This window comes from Bacteroides congonensis (assembly GCF_900130125.1).
Classification (GTDB): Bacteria; Bacteroidota; Bacteroidia; order Bacteroidales; family Bacteroidaceae; genus Bacteroides; species Bacteroides congonensis.
The window spans coordinates 632,257-650,680 of sequence record NZ_FQXY01000008.1 but is presented as its reverse complement, the minus strand read 5'-3'; the positions used below and the strand labels follow the sequence as shown (position 1 = coordinate 650,680).

Here is an 18,424-nt window from a genome sequence, read left to right as displayed (position 1 = left end):
AAATATTAAAACATTATGAAAACAAATAACCGTTTACGATTCACTCTGTTTTTAGCAGGAATCCTGCTAGCAACACACCTGCTAAACGCACAATCGAAGGAGCAGAATTACATTACAAGCCGAACGTTTAAAGATAGTATCTGCTCCCAAACGAATATACAGTATTATGACGGCTTGGGGCGACCTTCCGAATTATTACAACTAAATGCATCACCGGAAAACAAACATATGGTTTTTCTTGACGAATATGACGGGTTGGGGCGTGAAACAAAAAAATGGCTTCCGTATTTAGCCATGCCTAATGACATCAATTATGTACCTACCAGTACAATAAAGAATAGTACGCCTACCATATATGGAGATGAAAGGCCATATTCTCTTAATGAATATGAACCATCTCCATTGAATCGCTTCTCCATGCAATATGGCCCCGGAAGCGAATGGCAGTACCGAATGAAAGGCATCAGCAATGAATATCTTGCCAGCCAATCTGCTAATAATTTATATTCGTGCAAATATTACAAAGTAGAGAATTTTCCGAATGATACGATTATGCATCTATCTTGTAAGTCTGTGGATTGCAGAAATATGTTTAATATAACTATTCAAAAAGGGGAAGATAATGAAAGGACACTCAATTTCACCAACGGACGCGGGCAAAATATCTTAACCCGGCAAGTAGCCAGAGACATATTTTACGATACCTATTACGTTTATGACGACTATGGGAATCTGCGTGTAGTACTTCCGCCTGTGGCTTCCGATTCATTGGATGCTACTGTCAATGAACAGGAAACAGTAAACAATATTCTGTCGAAATATGCTTATCTCTACCAATTCGATGCACGCAACCGTTGCATAGCAAAGAAACTACCGGGCTGTGAATGGATATATTATGTGTACGATAGTGCCGACCGGTTGATATTTACACAAGACGGCGTGCAACGCAATCGAGGTGAATGGATGTTTACCATCCCGGATATGGAAGGAAGAGTTTGCATGAAAGGAATATGCCGGAATGATTTACGGGTTTGGAATAATCCTCTGAAAACTTCCGTTGTTACCGCCGTGAAAGCCACAGACGGACAACAGGGCTCTGGATACGACGTTACAGGCATCTCTCTATCTTCTCCGGTATTACTGGAGACAGACTATTATGATGATTATTCATTTCTGGACGTTCCTCTTCTCTCATCCCACAAAACGTCTCTTTCCGGTGATAAGCATGTTGCGGGATTCAGTTCGCTTTCTTCTGCCATTCCTCATGACCTGCTGACGGGTACTGTATATATGCACTTACATAACGATACAACTGTATCCTGTAATTGCACTGTAAACTATTACGACGCTCTTGAACGCATTGTACAAACAAAATCCCTTAATCATTTGGGTGGCTACGACTATTCATATCTTTCTTACAATCTGGCTGATGAACTTCTCGCTGAGAAGCATATCCATCACACTGGTAATAATGAAAAGACGTTGACGGAACAACTCACCCATACATATGACCTGATGGGACGCTTATTAACCACTTCCTATCAACTGGATGACTCCGCCCCATTTCTTTTGACAGACAATAAGTATGATGTGCTGGGACACCTGCAAAAGGATAACCGCAACGGGAATCCATCCCTACAGACTGAATACAGTTATAACATCCGCTCGTGGCTAAAGGAACTATCCAATCCTTTATTCCGGCAGACACTACACTATACTGATGGTATAGGCACTTCCTACTATAGTGGAAATATCAGTAGCATGACCTGGCAGAACGGAACAGGTCAACCGGAACGTGGCTATAAATTCGAATATGACCTTTTAGACCGTCTGACAAACGCTCATTATGGCGAAGGAAGCAAACTGTCGGAAAATTCCGACCACTACACTGAGCAGATTACCGATTATGACAAAATGGGAAATATCCTAGGGTTACTTCGCTATGGGAAGACATCTTCAGCAGGATATGGTCTGGTTGACAACCTATCTTTTGCTTTAGACGGCAATCGGTTGAAGTCAGTAAATGACGCTTCCACAATCCAAGCCTACGGCAACGGCTTTGAATTCAAGGACAATGCAAAGCAGACAGTAGAGTATTCTTACGATGCCAATGGAAATTTAACTAAAGATTTAAACAAGAAAATCACTGATATCCAATATAATTGTTTAAATTTACCGTGTCGCATAGAATTTGAAGATGGTAACATCACTTCTTATCTTTACGCTGCTGACGGCACCAAACTCCGTACAACGCATATAATAGGAAATGACACCACTGTAACAGACTATTGCGACAACGTGATCTATGAAAATGGAATAGCAAAGACGCTATCCGCGGAGACTGGCTACGTATCTCTTACTGACGGCAAGTACCATTATTATCTGAAAGACCATCAGGGAAATAACCGTGTGGTGGTTGATGAAACCGGAAAGGTGGAAGAAAGAAATGACTATTATCCTTTCGGTGGTCTGATGGCTTCATCTTCCGTCTCTGCTCAGCCGTATAAATATAACGGAAAAGAGCTGGACAGGAAGGGGGGACTGGACTGGTACGATTATGGGGCGAGACATTATGATGCAACATTGGGAAGATGGCATGTGGTGGATCCTAAATCTGAAGAAGAACACTCATTAACTCCTTATAATTACTGCAACAATAATCCGGTAAAACTAATCGACCCTGATGGAAGAGCGGCACAAATACCACCTTTCTTTTGGGGGACTGCCAATCCACTGATAACAGCAGGTAGCCGCATGACAATGTTGGGTACAGCAGATAAGGTTGTTAAAGCATTGCCTAAAGAGGAACACCATATTATTCCAAGATCACTAGGTAAAAATGATGTTGTAAAAGCGGCAAGAGAAGGCGGATTCAAACTTGAAGGAAAAGAAAATAAAATGACTGTTGACAAATTTAGCAAAGCAACCGGCAAGGGACAGCATGGAAAACATCCTAAATATACAGAACAGTTAGAAAAGAAATTTGATGATTTTATGGAGAAGAACCCTAACGCCTCACCTGAGCAAAGTGCTAATTTTGTGAGAGGACAAGTTTCTAATGCTAAAAACGCAATAGAGAACAATCCTAATACAAAAATAAACGATTTGGAATTAAAAAGTTTAACTTTGCCAACAGATGGAATAAAAGTTATTAAACCGGTGGAACCAATTAAACCAGTTAAGGTAATTAACCCTTGGGATGCTTAATTTAAATTATAGTATTATGAAATATTTTATAATGGAAGAATCTTTAAATGAAAAGATCATAGGTAGTGATTTTCCTCAAGTATATAAATTCATAAAAGGATATGACGAAGATGCGCCAAATGCTTTATTCAGTTTATATAAATACAGAAATGCTTTTCCCGATTATGTACCAAATCTTGACGGAGTTATGCTAGCTGGCTATGCCAAACTTACAGATTTTATAAGTAACGGATTCAGTAATCGCCTGCGTATTATAAGCCCCAGAGCCAAAGCTATCCTTGAGCAATATAACTTATGCCCTCATCAATTCTATCCGCTCGGATTATATAAGAGGAAGATAAAACATGATTATTTTCTTTTTAAATTTGTTTCTGATTATTCCGATTTTGTAGATTATGAAAAAACCTCATTTCAGGAATATGACATAATTAGCAATTACAAGTCCGATTCTTTTTTTGTTCATTCAAAAAAAGATTTCTGGGAGAAAAGAAATGCCATAGAAGTTGAAAAAGGTGTTTCCTGGGGCATATGGGGTAACAACATTGTCATGAATAAAGCCTTCGACCATAAATTAGATTTCTTTGTCATTAGCATACTTGATGCCAATACTTATGTAAGTGAACGATTAAAAAACGCAATCGAAACTGCCGGTTTAACAGGATGGGAGTTTACACCTGCTACTAACCTGATAGTTGAGGATTGATATTATCTGATGTAAATACAACAACTGCTCTAACATAAAGCGTAACACTTATATGTCAGGGCAGTTGTTTCATGTCTAACAAATCAACCTATCTGGAAGCAATATCTCCAAGTACATACACAGCAGAAATTCATGATTTCCCAAACTTCGCTTCAATCTCCTTCAGATATTCCTCTTTCTTCTTCTTGAATTTCTCCGAAAGCGGATTGTAATGACAAATAGACACATGATTCAAACGGATTTCATCTGTCTTTTGACGTTGCAATTCCAGTTGTTCCTCTTCAGAAACACGACGAACATGAGTCCCCTTGAATAAGCTATACTTTGACGTGTTTCTTAGTTCATGGACAAACATCTTCTTCATGCGCCGAATCACTTGCATTTCTCTAAACGAATAAGGTTTATTTCTTCCTTCATTCACGAAATAACAATTCAACTTGTTTTCCAACTCACGCAAACAACACAAACGGGAAGAAACGCTAAAAGGATTTTTTGCCGGAAGTTCCAGTCTGAAGAATTCCACCCGTCCCCAAAATACAAGGTCATCCTTTGCAAACTTGCAAGAAGAGCAAGGGCGGGGCAAATCACCTTGAAGCAAAGAAGACAATGATTTTATAATCCGCGTGAGAATCTCCTGTTCCACACACGAATAAGGTTGTTCCACCTGACGGAAGAAATGTCCATAAGTACTTGCCAGCATTTCTTCTACATTTGATAAACGGCGCAAGCGCCCCCCTTTACTAAGGGAACGTCCAATCAACGGACAAACTACGTAGTCTTTTTCCATAACAGACATATCAAAATTAAATTACACAGTATCTATTTCTCTGTATAAAGGTTCTAAAGTCGAGTCGGAAAGACATGTATGATTCGCCCTCTCCTGTAACATTGGTAACAATGCATGAAAAAAGAGCATTAATGATTGATTCTTTTCTTTGCTTTTGTACGGAACATAAGAAAATATTTTCGCACCTTTGCAGCCGGAATAAAGGAAAGTACACAAAACCATGTCTGATTTCGAGAAAAGAGACAGACGAAAAGCAAATACTTCACAAGTTAAATTCAAAAAAAAGTTTTCCGTTTTGGAAAACTTTCTGTATCAGCGAGAAAGAAAAGTTTCCCAAAATTTAATGTTAAAAGCTAACCGGGGTATTGGATTATCTTCTATCTTTGTATCCGTTTTCGGAGCTAAAAGAGGTTTAGTCAATGAGGGAACGCTGTGCAAATCGGCGACAGTACCCGCTGCTGTAATTCTCTGTGAATCCGCACACTATGTCACTGCACCGGTAGGTGTGGGAAGGCGCTGCGAGGGAGGGATAAGTCAGAAGACCTGCCGGAATCGAAATAAACCATATTATTAATCACTTTCGGGAGTTAAAGTTATGAACTACGCGGAAATTTGTATCATCAAACGTGATGGTAAAAGAGAAGATTTCTCTATCAGTAAGATTAAGAATGCAATCAGCAAGGCATTCAGTGCAACGGGGATTCAGGATGAGCAGCAGTTGGTGGCTGACATCACGATGAATGTAATCAGTCAGTTTGCCACTCCTACGATTACCGTAGAGGAGATTCAGGATTTAGTGGAAAAGGCATTGATGAAGGTGCGGCCGGAAGTGGCGAAGAAGTATATCATCTATCGCGAATGGCGGAATACGGAACGGGACAAGAAAACCCAGATGAAGCACGTGATGGACGGTATCGTTGCCATCGACAAGAATGACGTCAACCTGAGCAACGCCAACATGAGCAGCCACACCCCTGCCGGACAGATGATGACTTTCGCATCTGAAGTGACTAAGGATTATACTTATAAATATCTGTTGCCGAAGCGTTTTGCCGAAGCGCACCAGTTGGGTGACATTCACATCCACGACCTGGATTATTATCCGACCAAGACAACGACTTGCATCCAGTATGACATGGACGATCTTTTCGAACGTGGATTCCGCACAAAGAACGGTAGTATCCGTACCCCGCAAAGTATTCAGAGCTATGCGACACTGGCTACTATCATTTTCCAAACGAATCAGAACGAGCAGCACGGAGGACAGGCAATTCCCGCTTTCGACTTCTTCATGGCGAAAGGGGTGGCTAAGTCTTTCCGCAAACATCTGGCTTCTTTCATCAATTTCTATGTAGCGATGGAGAATGGCAGTCAGGCAGACGAGAAGGCAATCCGCACGTTAATCAAGGAATATCTTCCGTCTATCAAGTCGACTGAGGCAGAACGCGAGACATTACGCATCGCATTGATAGCGCTGCAAATCATTATAGATAAGGAACACCTGGCACGCATCACGGAGAAGGCATACCAGCAAACCCGCAAGGATACGCATCAGGCAATGGAAGGATTTATCCACAACCTGAACACGATGCACTCACGCGGCGGTAATCAGGTGGTATTCAGCTCTATCAATTACGGAACGGACACTTCTGCGGAAGGCCGTATGGTGATTGAGGAATTGCTGAAAGCTACGATTGAGGGCTTGGGCACACGGGGCGAGGTGCCTGTATTCCCGATTCAGATTTTCAAGGTGAAGGACGGGGTATCTTACTCGGAAAAGGATTTTGAGAAAGCGATGAAAGCGGAGAACATAGAGGATGCGATGAAGGACAGTTACGAAGCTCCGAACTTTGACCTGTTGCTGAAGGCTTGTCAGACTACCGCGAAAGCGCTGTTCCCGAACTTCATGTTCCTCGACACGCCTTTCAACACGAATGAGAAATGGAAAGCGGACGACCCGAAACGTTATATCTACGAATTGGCTACGATGGGTTGCCGCACACGTGTATTTGAGAATGTGGCGGGAGAAAAGTCTTCTTTGGGACGTGGTAATCTTTCTTTCACTACGCTGAATATGCCGAGACTGGCTATCGAAGCCCGCATCAAGGCTGAAAACCTGATAGAGGACGAACGCAATGCGGATGCTATCGAGCAGAAAGCGAAGGAGATTTTCATCGAGTCTGTACACACGATGTCTGCTTTGGTGGCCGACCAGCTTTACGAGCGTTATCAATATCAGCGCACGGCACTGGCTCGTCAGTTCCCGTTCATGATGGGAAATAACGTATGGAAAGGTGGCGCAGAGTTGAATCCGAACGAGCAGGTAGGCGATGTATTGCGCAGCGGTACGCTGGGAATCGGATTTATCGGCGGACACAATGCGATGGTGGCTCTTTACGGAAACGGACACGGACACAGCCGGAAGGCATGGGACACACTGTATGAAGCGGTGATGGAGATGAATAAGGTAGTGGACGAATACAAGGAGAAATATAATCTGAATTACTCTGTACTGGCTACTCCGGCGGAAGGGCTTTCAGGACGTTTCACGAAGATGGATCGCCGGAAATACGGTAAGATTCCGGGAGTGACGGATCGTGATTATTATGTAAACTCATTCCATGTGGATGTGAAAGAGCCGATCAGCATTGTGGAGAAGATTAAGAGCGAAGCTCCTTTCCATGCCATCACACGTGGCGGACACATCACATATGTGGAACTGGACGGTGAAGCGCAGAAGAATGTACGTGCCATCGCTAAAATTGTGAAGGTGATGCATGACGAAGGAATCGGCTACGGTTCTATCAATCACCCGGTGGACACTTGTCACAACTGCGGTTACAAAGGAGTGATTTTCGACAAATGTCCGGTTTGCCAAAGTGAAAGTATTCTCCGTATGCGCCGCATCACGGGTTATCTGACGGGCGACTTGAGTTCATGGAACTCTGCCAAACGGGCGGAAGAAAAAGACCGTGTGAAACATCTGTAAACCAATGAATTTATTAGGAACTTATCCTGAAACAATAGTGGACGGTGCAGGCATCCGGTATTCTATTTATCTTGCCGGATGCGCTCACCACTGCCACGGTTGCCACAACCCGGAAAGTTGGAATCCGAAAGCGGGGGAACTGTTGACGGAAGAGAAGGTTTCGTCTATCATCAGGGAGATTAAAGCGAATCCGTTGTTGGACGGGGTGACTTTCTCCGGTGGGGATCCTTTCTTTCATCCCGAAGAATTTCTGTCGCTTGCCAGGCGGGTGAAAGAAGAGACGGGGATGAATGTGTGGTGCTACACCGGGTACACGTATGAGGAGATTCAGGCGGAACCACGGTTGAAAGCCGTTCTTCCATACATTGATGTTTTGGTGGACGGACGTTTCGAGCAGTCGCTCTTTTCTCCTTATCTGGAGTTTCGGGGGAGTAGTAATCAGCGGATTCTGAAATTGAGGTAAACCTGCAATAGAACTTACACTGAAATTGAAGTAAATCTGAAGTTGAGATCAGGACTTCTCCACCACTAAAAAAACTTATTTTTCAAAGAAAACAAAAACACCTGTATGGTTGTTTTGTTTACTTTTACGGACAAAAGAGATTTCTACAAGAATAAGTTTTTTATGGTACAAACAATAAATACAACTCATAATATATCTGACGAATCCGACGGATTGCCGATGCCTAAACGTATTTGGGCGGTAGTATCCGTCGGATTCGCTCTTTGCATGTCTGTACTGGACATCAATATAGTCAATATCGTATTGCCTACGCTTTCGCACGACTTCGGGACAACGCCTGCCGTGACGACATGGATTATCAACGGGTATCAGTTGGCAATCGTTATTTCACTGTTGTCCTTTTCCGCTTTAGGCGAAATAATAGGTTACCGGAAGGTGTTTCTTTCGGGCATCGGATTGTTTTGTATCACTTCGCTGATTTGTGCGCTGTCCGATTCGTTTTGGACGCTGACGGTGGCACGTATTTTTCAAGGGTTCAGCGCTTCAGCTATTACAAGTGTGAATACGGCGCAGTTACGGTATATTTACCCGAAAAGTCAGATTGGCCGAGGGATGGGAATTAATGCGATGGTGGTGGCTATATCAGCGGCAGCCGGGCCTTCCGTGGCGAGTGGAATTCTTTCCATTGCCAGTTGGCATTGGTTGTTTGCTATCAATGTGCCGTTGGGAATTACGGCGCTGGTACTGGGTATCAAGCATTTGCCGAAGCAGGAAGAGCTTTCGAAACGGAAGTTCGATTATATCAGCGCCATAGCGAATGCGGTTACTTTCGGGTTGCTGATTTATACGCTGGATGGGTTTGCGCATCATGAGAAAATGGATTTCCTTGTTGTTCAGTTGGTGGTGTTAGCAGTGGTCGGGACGTATTATGTACGTCGGCAGTTGACACAGGCGACTCCACTCCTACCGCTCGATTTGCTGCGGATACCGATTTTCCGGTTGTCTATCCTGACTTCCATTTGTTCGTTTATTGCGCAGATGTCGGCAATGGTGTCTTTGCCGTTTTTCCTTCAGAATACGTTGGGGCATAGCGAGGTGATGACCGGGTTGCTGCTCACTCCGTGGCCGTTGGCAACGCTTGTCACGGCACCGTTGGCGGGATATCTCGTCGAACGGATTCATCCGGGGATATTGGGGAGCATCGGGATGGTTCTGTTTGCCGTCGGGCTGTTCTCGCTTTCAAGCCTGACTGCCGAGTCGTCTGATATCAGTATTATTTTGAGGTTGATGTTATGCGGTGCGGGATTCGGGCTGTTTCAGACGCCTAATAACAGTACGATTATCTCTTCAGCTCCGACACAGCGTTCGGGCGGAGCCAGTGGAATGTTGGGGATGGCTCGCTTGATGGGACAGACAACGGGAACGACGTTGGTGGCTTTGCTTTTCAGCTTTGTCACACATGACCGGAGCACGGCTGTCTGCTTGATGGTAGGAAGCGGATTTGCTGTTGTGGCGGCTATCGTCAGCAGTTTGAGGTTGTCACAGCCTTCTACGCTAAAAAGCAAATAACGTCAGTTCGATATAAGAGCAGTCCACATGGTTACGTTAAATAGAAACGTACAATCCAAACAAGTTAAATTGAAAATGAAAAGGCACGGATTACGCGGATTTCACGGTAGTTAATCATTTATGATGTGATTAACCAAAACCGTGAAATCCGTGTAATCCGTGCCTAAACCTATTTTTTAGAAGTTAGAAGAAGAACCTCAATATATCATTAAAATTCGCCCAAATCAGCAGGCCGAAAAGCAAAACCATACCGGTCATCTGGGCATACTCCATGAACTTGTCGCTTGGTTTGCGACGGGCTATCATTTCATAGAACAGGAACAGGACGTGACCACCGTCAAGTGCGGGGATGGGCAGGATGTTCATGAAAGCCAGGATAATGGAAAGGAAGGCTGTCATGTACCAGAATTGATGCCAGTCCCATGTTGCGGGGAAGATACTGCCTATGGTTCCGAAACCACCCAGTTGCTTCGCTCCTTCTTTGGAGAAAAGGTATTTCATGTTGCCAACGTAACCTTTCAGGGTTTTTACACCGAGGGATACACCGGCGGGGGAAGATTCGAGGAAAGCGTATTGTTTCTTCACCATTGGCAGCAGACGGTCTGTCACCAGGCAGGCGGATACTCCCATAAGGTAGGCGGAGTCTACACGCATGCTTAATGTGTCTGTCACGCCACCACGTACGTAGGTCAGTGTGATGAGACGTGGGTCGATGCTGTCTTTGAGCAGAGTGGCTTCGTTTTTCTTGCGCTCTGCCATTGTTTCTTTGAAGTCGGAGAAGGAGATTGGTTTTCCGTTCAGGGCGATGATGCTGTCGCCCGGCAGGATGCCTGCCTGCGCAGCGGGAGAGTTCACCATTACACTGTCGATAACGTATGGGAAACGATAGGATGCAAAGCGGACGCTGTCTGCCAACAGGCGTTGCATCAGGTCTTCGGGAATGTAAACAGATGCTTTCGCGCCGTTACGGAGAACGCTTACTTCACGGGCATCGGCTATTTGGCTTAACATATCGCCGTCATAACGTTCGAAAGGAACGCCGTCGGCAGAGAGAAGTATGTCACCGTCCCGGAAGCCGACTGATTTGGCGGTTTCGTTGAAGTCCATACCGAGGGGGGCTTCCTGTACCTTTATATATTGGTCGCCCCAAGCAAAGAGTATCATCGAGTAGATGAAGAGCGCCAGCAAGAAGTTGAACAGTACGCCGCCGACCATGATTAACAGGCGTTGCCACGCCGGTTTGGAACGGAATTCCCACGGTTGTTCGGGTTGTTTCATCTGTTCGGTATCCATTGATTCATCAATCATACCGGCTATCTTTACGTAGCCGCCCAGTGGCAGCCAGCCTACGGTATATTCTGTTTCACTTTTCTTCGGTTTGAACTTAAACAGGGTGAACCAAGGGTCAAAGAATAAGCAGAATTTTTCTACGCGTACCTTAAACAAACGGGCAAAGAGAAAATGCCCGCCTTCATGAATGACGACGAGCAAAGACAAGCTCATAATCAATTGCAGGGCACGAATCAAAAATGTTTCCATGTTTATTATTTACTATTTACAATTTACTAATTACTATTTACAAAATACTATTTACGAATTACCGTTTTTTGCTCAGAGACTTTGCCGGCACACGAGTTCGGAAGCTATTCTTCGTGCTTCTGCGTCGGTGGCTACATAGTCGTCATATGTAGGATTCGCTATAAACATAGCGCGTTCCATGGTCTTTTCTATTACGTCGCTCATGGCGAGGAAGCTGATGCCGTCTTTCAGGAAGGAGGCTACCACTACTTCGTTGGCGGCATTGACGATACAAGGCATATTGCCACCCCGGTACATGGCTTCATAGGCCAGGGCGAGGTTGCGGAATCGTTTTGTATCCGGTTGCTCGAATGTCAGGTTTGTGCACTTGGCAAAGTCGAGACGCTCGAAAGAAGAGCTGATACGGTCGGGGTAAGAGAAAGCGTACTGGATGGGCAGGCGCATATCGGGCATGCCTAGTTGGGCTTTCACTGCACCGTCCTCAAACTGCACCATCGAGTGGATGACGGATTGGGGATGTACCACTACTTCGATTTGGCTGGGCTGGACGCCAAACAGCCATTTGGCTTCGATTACCTCGAAACCTTTGTTCATCATGGAGGCGGAGTCGATGGTTATCTTGGCTCCCATCTCCCAGTTGGGATGCTTCAGGGCTTGCGCTTTGGTAACAGATTTTAGTTGTTCCAGGGTGCAGGTGCGGAAAGGGCCGCCTGAAGCGGTTAGTATTACTTTTTCTATCGGGTTGCCGACTTCTCCTGCCAAACACTGGAACACCGCCGAGTGCTCGGAATCTACGGGCAGAATCGGTGTGCGGTATTGTTGCGCTAATTGATTAATCAGTTCGCCGGCTACGACGAGCGTTTCTTTGTTTGCCAGCGCGATGGCTTTCCTGGCACGGATGGCGTTAATAGTAGGTTTCAGTCCGGCGTAACCAACCATGGCTGTCAATACCATGTCGATGGGACCGGCTTCCACAATCTGACAGATGGCATCGGTTCCTGCATATACCTTGATGGGCAGGTCGCTCAATGCTTCTTTCAATTCAGAATACTTTTCCTCGTTGGCTATCACGACTACTTCCGGCTGGAACTTCCGTGCCTGGGCAATCAGTAGTTCCACGCGGTTGTTGGCTGTCAGTGCATAGGCTTCGTACAGGTCGAGATGTTCCTCGATAACCTGCAATGCCTGTGTACCGATAGAGCCTGTGGAACCTAAGATGGCTATTTGTTTCTTCTTTTTATTCTTTTCTATATTCATTTTTAAAATACGATATATTTTTCCGGATTCACCGGATGACCTTTGTACCAAAGCTCGAAATGCAGATGCGGGCCTGTGCTAAGAGTTCCGCTGTTTCCTACTAAGGCAATGGCTTCACCACCTTTCACACGGTCTCCTTCTTTTTTGAGCAGGGAACCGCAGTGTTTATAAATCGAGATTAAATCCTGATTATGCTGTACGCCAATCAGATAACCTGTTTCGGCGGTGTATGTGCTGAGGATAACGGTTCCGTCCATCGTAGCCAACACACTCTCGTTGGGGTTGGCGGCAATGTCCGTGCCGAAATGTTTCTTTTCTGCGTTGAAGTGGTCGGAAACCATTCCACGGGTGGGGCGATACAGGATTAACCCCGTTACGTCCGGTTGGGAAGTGATGGATGTCAGGTTGTATTTCTCGTTTTCCTCGTACTGGCGGCGGAATTCTTCTTCGCGCTTGGTGCGTTCCATCAATGTGTCTTCACGGACGGCGGTCAGTGAGTCGAGCGTCTGCACGCTGTCGATGGGGACTTTGCCGCTGAAAATATCCTGAATGTTCATAATGTAAAGGTTCTGCCGGTTGAGAACCTCTTGTAGGGAGTCCACACGCAGGGCGTTGTCTACGATTTGGGAACGGACTTCACTGTTCATGTAGCCCGGAAGGTAGTTGCGCAAAGGAGTAAAGGCAATGATGCAGGCGGCAATCAGGAAAAGTACTGCCAGTACACAGAGTAACACCGAAAGGCCATTGAGTTTGGATACACGAAGTCCCACAATCTCTTCAAGCGTATTCTCATTGACAATCGTCAATTTATACTTGAACTTGAAATTTTTCCAGAAAGCTTTACTTCGTCTTTTCTTCGGCATCTTTGGTAATTAAAAAATTAAAATAAAAATTCGGGACTTGTACTATTTTTCAGGCACGGATTACACGGATTTCACGGTTTTTGTCAATCAAGGTTCGCAAGGGAACCGTGTCATCCGTGCCTGATTTTATCCGGAAGCCGTGTCATCCGCCTCCAGTTCATCCAGGTTCAGCAACCCTTCGGGAAGCTCTACGGTAATGAGTTTTTGTTTCTGGTCTATGCCTAGGATAAATTCTTCCTGGGCGGGAACTAACAGTTCTTCATCGTCTTTTTCGACTACGAAGAGGGTATTGACGGTGGTTGTATCTACATCGACCACTTCGCCCAAAGACCCGTGGTGGATGTCTTCCATCTGGAAACCGATAAAGAAGTTCCAGGACAATTCACCGTCTTCGGCTTCTTCAGCGTGCTTCACGGGGAAGTAGACTTCTATATTGGTGAACATCCGGGCACGTTCGGCGGTATCTATTCCTTCCAGTTTCACCAGGGCGGTGGAGTCTGAACGGAAGCGGTATTCTTCGATGAAGAAGGGCACGAAGATGCCGTCGAGCAGGCAGACCAGATAATCGCAGTCCGCCCGGTCGAAAATATCGTCCGTGAAAGTGAACTGCAACTCGCCGTGAATGCCGTGAGGTTTGTTGAATAATCCTATTTTATATACTTCTTCTTTCTTTATCATATTCGGGTGATTCGGGCTCCGATGGCGTTCAGACGTCCTTCGATGTTCTGATAACCGCGGTCTATTTGTTCAATATTACTAATGGTACTGGTTCCCTCGGCGCTCATGGCAGCAATCAGAAGGGCGATACCTGCACGTATGTCCGGAGACGTCATGCGGGCACCGCGCAGTTTGAAGCCGTGGTTGTGTCCGATGACTACCGCACGGTGAGGGTCACAGAGAATGATTTGTGCACCCATGTCTATGAGTTTGTCTACGAAGAACAGGCGGCTTTCGAACATTTTCTGATGGATGAGTACGCTTCCTTTGGCTTGGGTGGCTACTACGAGCATCACGCTCAGTAAGTCAGGTGTCAGTCCCGGCCAGGTGGCGTCGGCTATGGTCATGATGGAGCCGTCGATAAAGGATTCTATCTCGTATGTCTCTTGCGCGGGAACGTAAATGTCGTCTCCCCTTTGTTCGAGCTTGATGCCCAAACGGCGGAAGTTCTCGGGGATGATGCCCAGATTCTCGTAAGAGACATTCTTTATGGTAATTTCGCTTTTTGTCATGGCTGCCATGCCGATGAAACTGCCGACTTCAATCATATCGGGCAGTACGGTGTGCTGCGCGCCATGCAGTGCTTCCACGCCTTCAATGGTGAGGAGGTTGGATGCGATGCCGCTGATTTTCGCTCCCATGTGGTTGAGCAGGCGGCAGAGCTGTTGCAAGTACGGTTCGCAGGCAGCGTTGTAGATGGTGGTAGTGCCTTTGGCAAGTACGGCGGCCATCACTATATTGGCGGTTCCGGTGACGGATGCTTCGTCGAGCAACATATAGTTACCGCGAAGCTTGTCGGCGGTGATTTCGTAGATTCCACGTTCCTCGTCGTAGCGGAAATCCGCACCCAGGGCTTGAATGCCGACAAAGTGAGTGTCCAGGCGACGGCGACCGATTTTGTCTCCACCCGGTTTGGATATCAGTGCTTTGCCGAAGCGTGCAACCATCGGCCCGATTAGCATCACAGAACCACGCAGACTGGAACATTTCTTCAGAAATTCATCGCTTTCGAGATAAGCGAGGTCTACGTTTTCAGCCTTAAAGCTATAAGAGTCAATGCTTTTTTTTGCAACTGTGACACCCATCTCACGCAGGAGCTGTATCAGGTTGTTGACATCCAAAATGTCAGGTATATTGTTCACTGTCACTTCCTCACTGGTCAGCAACGTGGCACAGATTATCTGCAAAACTTCGTTTTTGGCACCTTGCGGATGAATTTCCCCGCAGAGCCGATGTCCCCCTTCAATTACAAATGAAGCCATTGATATTTAGTTTTAAGTATTAAGTATTAGCGTCATGTATCAAAGTAGCAGGCATTAAATATCAGGTATTTACTTAATCCCTAATACTTTTTCCTAATATCTTCTCTTAGTGTTCTGACGGTTATTGGTATAGTTCGTCTTCGGACGATAGTTCTGGTTCAAACGTTCTGCCATCAGGCGGACGATATCATCCGTCATCTGAAGTTTGCCGTCGGAAAGTTCGTAGAGGTCTTCGGCAATCTTCTTGTCGTCTACCGTATCCTTGTTCCATGCCATGTAGTCCTTCTTCATGTGGTTGCAGATGAGGGCTACGAGGTTTCTCTTTTCGTTTCCTTCGGGAAATTCGATGGCTTTCTTTATCAGAATTTCCAATGTGCGTCCGTAGTGACGGTAACGCATACGGGAAGTGTAATAAGGAATGTGGTCTGGACGTGTCACCAGGTTATCTTCACGGATAATTTCATAAGGATAGTCGATATCCAGTTCGAAACCGGACATGATGGCGAGGTGATCCCACAATTTATGCTTGAAATCGGGCACATCACGCAGATGAGGGAACATATTTCCCATGATGTTGATGATAGTGTTGGCACAACGCTGACGTTCTGCACGATCCTGGATAGTCAATGCATAATCGACCATGTTCTGGATGCTGCGTCCGTATTCAGGAAGCGGCATTCTTTTCTGTTGAGTGTTATATTGCATATCTTTAATGGATAATTCTACAATGGATGATGGATAATTCATAACAAGCAAGTCTTATAATAGTTTTTTAGGCATGGAAGCTACGAATTCTTTCAGGTAGAAAGGTTCGAAGTAGGCCACGTCTTTGTAATCTTCGGTGGCTACCGCTTTCTCTGCCAGCGGGAACATCATTTTTGCCAGCGGGTGGATGTCATCGATAAAATGCGCGTTGGGATGCGTAATCTTTTCGCGGCATTTGGCGGCTCCGTTGCCGTAGAAGTAGACAGGCTGGCGGTCGAGATATTCCAGATAAGACGTTTCGTCGACGATGTCGGCGGCGATGGCACGCTTCACGTTCAAGCCCCGGTCGTAGATGGCTGCATAGACTTCCATGCGGCGTGCATCTATCATCGGGCAGAGCAACGCGTCTTCGGGCAGGTCGTGATACAACAGCACGGGGACGCTCAATACTTCAAGCGTCTGTATTCCTATCAAGGGGACATTGCGTCCGTAACAAACTCCTTTTGCCATCGAAACCCCTATCCGAAGTCCTGTATAAGAACCCGGGCCGCAACTCACCGCGACCGCATCCAACGGGATGGCATGACTGTCAATGAAAGACAACGCTTCATCTACAAATACTCCCAGAGACACGGCGTGTGAAGGGCCTTTCAAGTCTTCTTTCACAAAAATCGTCTGTCCGTCTTGACTGGCCGCTACCGAGCAAACAGAGGTAGAGGTTTCAATATTCAGTATACACGACATAAAAATCAACTTATTAAATTGTCGCAAATTTACGTGATTATTTCCAATTCTTAAAATATTCGTGTACTTTTGCACAAAACTTTAAGTTTATGATACAGTCTATGACAGGATACGGCAAAGCTACGGCCGAACTCCCCGATAAAAAAATAAATGTAGAAATCAAGTCGCTCAACAGCAAAGCGATGGACTTGTCCACCCGTATTGCTCCGGCTTACCGTGAAAAAGAGATTGAAATCCGCAACGAGATTTCGAAAGTGCTGGAACGTGGAAAGGTTGACTTCAGCCTGTGGATTGAGAAGAAAGAGGGTGCGGACGCTATCCCTGTCAATAAAGCAATTCTTGAAAATTACTATCTTCAACTGGATTCAATCTGCAACGAACTGGGTATTCCTCGTCCGGAACCGGGAGACTGGCTTCAGGTATTGCTCCGCATGCCGGACGTGATGTCGAAAACGGAAATTCAGGAACTTTCGGAAGAGGAATGGAATACGGTTCATGCCACTGTACTCGAAGCGGTCGGCCATCTGGTGGATTTCCGCAAGCAGGAAGGCGCCGCACTGGAAAAGAAATTCCGTGAGAAGATTGCGAATATCAACAGCTTGCTCGAAAAAATCACTCCGTACGAGAAGGAACGTGTAGAGAAGGTGAAAGAACGTATCACGGATGCTCTCGAAAAGACTTTGAGCGTGGATTACGATAAGAACCGCCTGGAACAGGAGTTGATTTATTATATCGAGAAACTAGACGTGAACGAAGAGAAGCAACGCTTGGGCAATCATCTGAAATATTTTATCAGTACGATGGAAAGTGGTAGCGGACAGGGCAAGAAACTCGGATTTATCGCTCAGGAGATGGGGCGTGAAATCAATACGCTGGGCAGCAAGTCCAATCACGCAGAAATGCAGAAAATCGTCGTTCAGATGAAGGATGAGTTGGAACAGATTAAGGAGCAGGTGTTGAACGTTATGTAATTCAAGTCTTGAATGTAATTTAAACATTGAATGTAATTTAAATTTTGAGTGTAATTCAAATCATTTCACCAATGACAGGCAAATTAATTATTTTCTCTGCTCCGTCAGGGTCAGGCAAATCTACTATCATCAATTATCTGCTGACGCAGAACTTGAATCTTGCGTTTTCTATCTCTGCCACCAGTCGTCCGCCGCGTGGAACAGAGCAGCACGGGATTGAATATTTCTTTCTTACTCCCGAAGAGTTTCGCTGCCGCATAGAGAACAATGAATTTCTTGAATACGAAGAAGTATACAAAGACCGCTATTACGGCACGCTGAAAGCACAAGTGGAGAAGCAACTGGAAGCCGGACAGAATGTGGTATTCGATGTCGATGTGGTAGGCGGGTGCAATATCAAGAAGTTTTATGGCGACCGGGCTTTGTCGGTGTTCGTACAGCCGCCTTCGGTGGAAGAACTGCGCTGCCGGTTGGAAGGTCGCGGAACAGATGCGCCTGAGGTGATTGAAAGCCGCATCGCGAAGGCAGAGTATGAATTAGGTTTTGCTCCGCAGTTTGATTGTGTCATCGTGAATGATAATTTGGAAATAGCTAAGGGGGAAGCTTTGAAGGTTATCAGGGAATTCTTGGAAAAATAACGAAGTAGAG

The 18,424-nt window shown here is 45.5% G+C and carries 15 protein-coding genes and 1 riboswitch; of the genes, 7 read left to right on the top strand and 8 right to left on the bottom strand.

The genetic code is table 11. The annotated features are described in order from the left end of the window. Positions 1-15 precede the first annotated feature (15 nt). Positions 16-3,207, top strand: coding sequence for a DUF6443 domain-containing protein (locus BQ7997_RS06020; protein WP_083589173.1), 3,192 nt, complete (start codon positions 16-18; stop codon positions 3,205-3,207). Between the two features lie 16 nt (positions 3,208-3,223). Then, a complete protein-coding gene (locus BQ7997_RS06015) occupies positions 3,224-3,910 on the top strand; it encodes an imm11 family protein (protein ID WP_139260887.1) in 687 nt (228 codons plus the stop codon). Positions 3,911-4,040: 130 nt separating this feature from the next. Here BQ7997_RS06015 and BQ7997_RS06010 read toward each other — a convergent pair whose 3' ends face one another. Then, positions 4,041-4,697, bottom strand: coding sequence for a hypothetical protein (locus tag BQ7997_RS06010; protein WP_073344499.1), 657 nt, complete (start codon positions 4,695-4,697; stop codon positions 4,041-4,043). Between the two features lie 379 nt (positions 4,698-5,076). Continuing rightward, positions 5,077-5,262: riboswitch (cobalamin riboswitch) on the top strand. Between the two features lie 30 nt (positions 5,263-5,292). Here BQ7997_RS06010 and BQ7997_RS06000 point away from each other — a divergent pair. The 3 genes from BQ7997_RS06000 to BQ7997_RS05990 all read left to right on the top strand — a co-directional run bounded on the left by BQ7997_RS06000 (position 5,293) and on the right by BQ7997_RS05990 (position 9,718). Beyond that, positions 5,293-7,686 (top strand): anaerobic ribonucleoside triphosphate reductase, encoded by a 2,394-nt coding sequence (locus BQ7997_RS06000; protein WP_073344494.1) that lies wholly within the window; start codon positions 5,293-5,295, stop codon positions 7,684-7,686. A gap of 4 nt (positions 7,687-7,690) precedes the next feature. Then, entirely contained in the window at positions 7,691-8,149 is a 459-nt protein-coding gene (gene nrdG, locus BQ7997_RS05995) for an anaerobic ribonucleoside-triphosphate reductase activating protein (RefSeq protein WP_073344492.1), read from the top strand. 162 nt (positions 8,150-8,311) lie between these two features. Continuing rightward, positions 8,312-9,718 carry an MFS transporter gene (locus tag BQ7997_RS05990; RefSeq protein ID WP_073344837.1) on the top strand — a complete coding sequence of 469 codons (1,407 nt, stop codon included), beginning with the start codon at positions 8,312-8,314 and terminating at the stop codon, positions 9,716-9,718. A 183-nt stretch (positions 9,719-9,901) separates the two neighbouring features. On the opposite strand, the gene rseP is transcribed toward BQ7997_RS05990, so the two are convergent. The 7 genes from rseP to tsaB form a co-directional block, all read right to left on the bottom strand. Then, positions 9,902-11,257, bottom strand: a complete 1,356-nt coding sequence (rseP, locus tag BQ7997_RS05985; protein ID WP_073344490.1) for an RIP metalloprotease RseP — start codon at positions 11,255-11,257, stop codon at positions 9,902-9,904. A gap of 72 nt (positions 11,258-11,329) precedes the next feature. Then, positions 11,330-12,514 (bottom strand): 1-deoxy-D-xylulose-5-phosphate reductoisomerase, encoded by a 1,185-nt coding sequence (locus tag BQ7997_RS05980; RefSeq protein WP_073344488.1) that lies wholly within the window; start codon positions 12,512-12,514, stop codon positions 11,330-11,332. Positions 12,515-12,516: 2 nt separating this feature from the next. Then, complete coding sequence (locus BQ7997_RS05975) at positions 12,517-13,377, bottom strand: M23 family metallopeptidase (RefSeq protein WP_022139378.1); 861 nt, start codon at positions 13,375-13,377, stop codon at positions 12,517-12,519. A gap of 126 nt (positions 13,378-13,503) precedes the next feature. Beyond that, positions 13,504-14,055, bottom strand: a complete 552-nt coding sequence (gene rimM, locus BQ7997_RS05970) for a ribosome maturation factor RimM (RefSeq protein WP_073344485.1) — start codon at positions 14,053-14,055, stop codon at positions 13,504-13,506. Next, on the bottom strand, positions 14,052-15,356 hold the full coding sequence (murA, locus tag BQ7997_RS05965; RefSeq protein WP_022139376.1) for a UDP-N-acetylglucosamine 1-carboxyvinyltransferase: 1,305 nt from the start codon (positions 15,354-15,356) through the stop codon (positions 14,052-14,054). Before murA ends, rimM begins: the two co-directional genes overlap by 4 nt. A gap of 93 nt (positions 15,357-15,449) precedes the next feature. Further along, a complete protein-coding gene (locus BQ7997_RS05960) occupies positions 15,450-16,061 on the bottom strand; it encodes a DUF4290 domain-containing protein (RefSeq protein ID WP_044654931.1) in 612 nt (203 codons plus the stop codon). Positions 16,062-16,115: 54 nt separating this feature from the next. Then, positions 16,116-16,805 carry a tRNA (adenosine(37)-N6)-threonylcarbamoyltransferase complex dimerization subunit type 1 TsaB gene (tsaB, locus tag BQ7997_RS05955; RefSeq protein WP_044654927.1) on the bottom strand — a complete coding sequence of 230 codons (690 nt, stop codon included), beginning with the start codon at positions 16,803-16,805 and terminating at the stop codon, positions 16,116-16,118. A gap of 89 nt (positions 16,806-16,894) precedes the next feature. On the opposite strand from tsaB, the gene BQ7997_RS05950 reads away from it, so the two are divergent. After that, positions 16,895-17,776 carry a YicC/YloC family endoribonuclease gene (locus tag BQ7997_RS05950; RefSeq protein ID WP_073344483.1) on the top strand — a complete coding sequence of 294 codons (882 nt, stop codon included), beginning with the start codon at positions 16,895-16,897 and terminating at the stop codon, positions 17,774-17,776. Positions 17,777-17,847: 71 nt separating this feature from the next. Further along, entirely contained in the window at positions 17,848-18,414 is a 567-nt protein-coding gene (gene gmk / locus BQ7997_RS05945) for a guanylate kinase (RefSeq protein WP_022139372.1), read from the top strand. Positions 18,415-18,424: the final 10 nt, after the last annotated feature.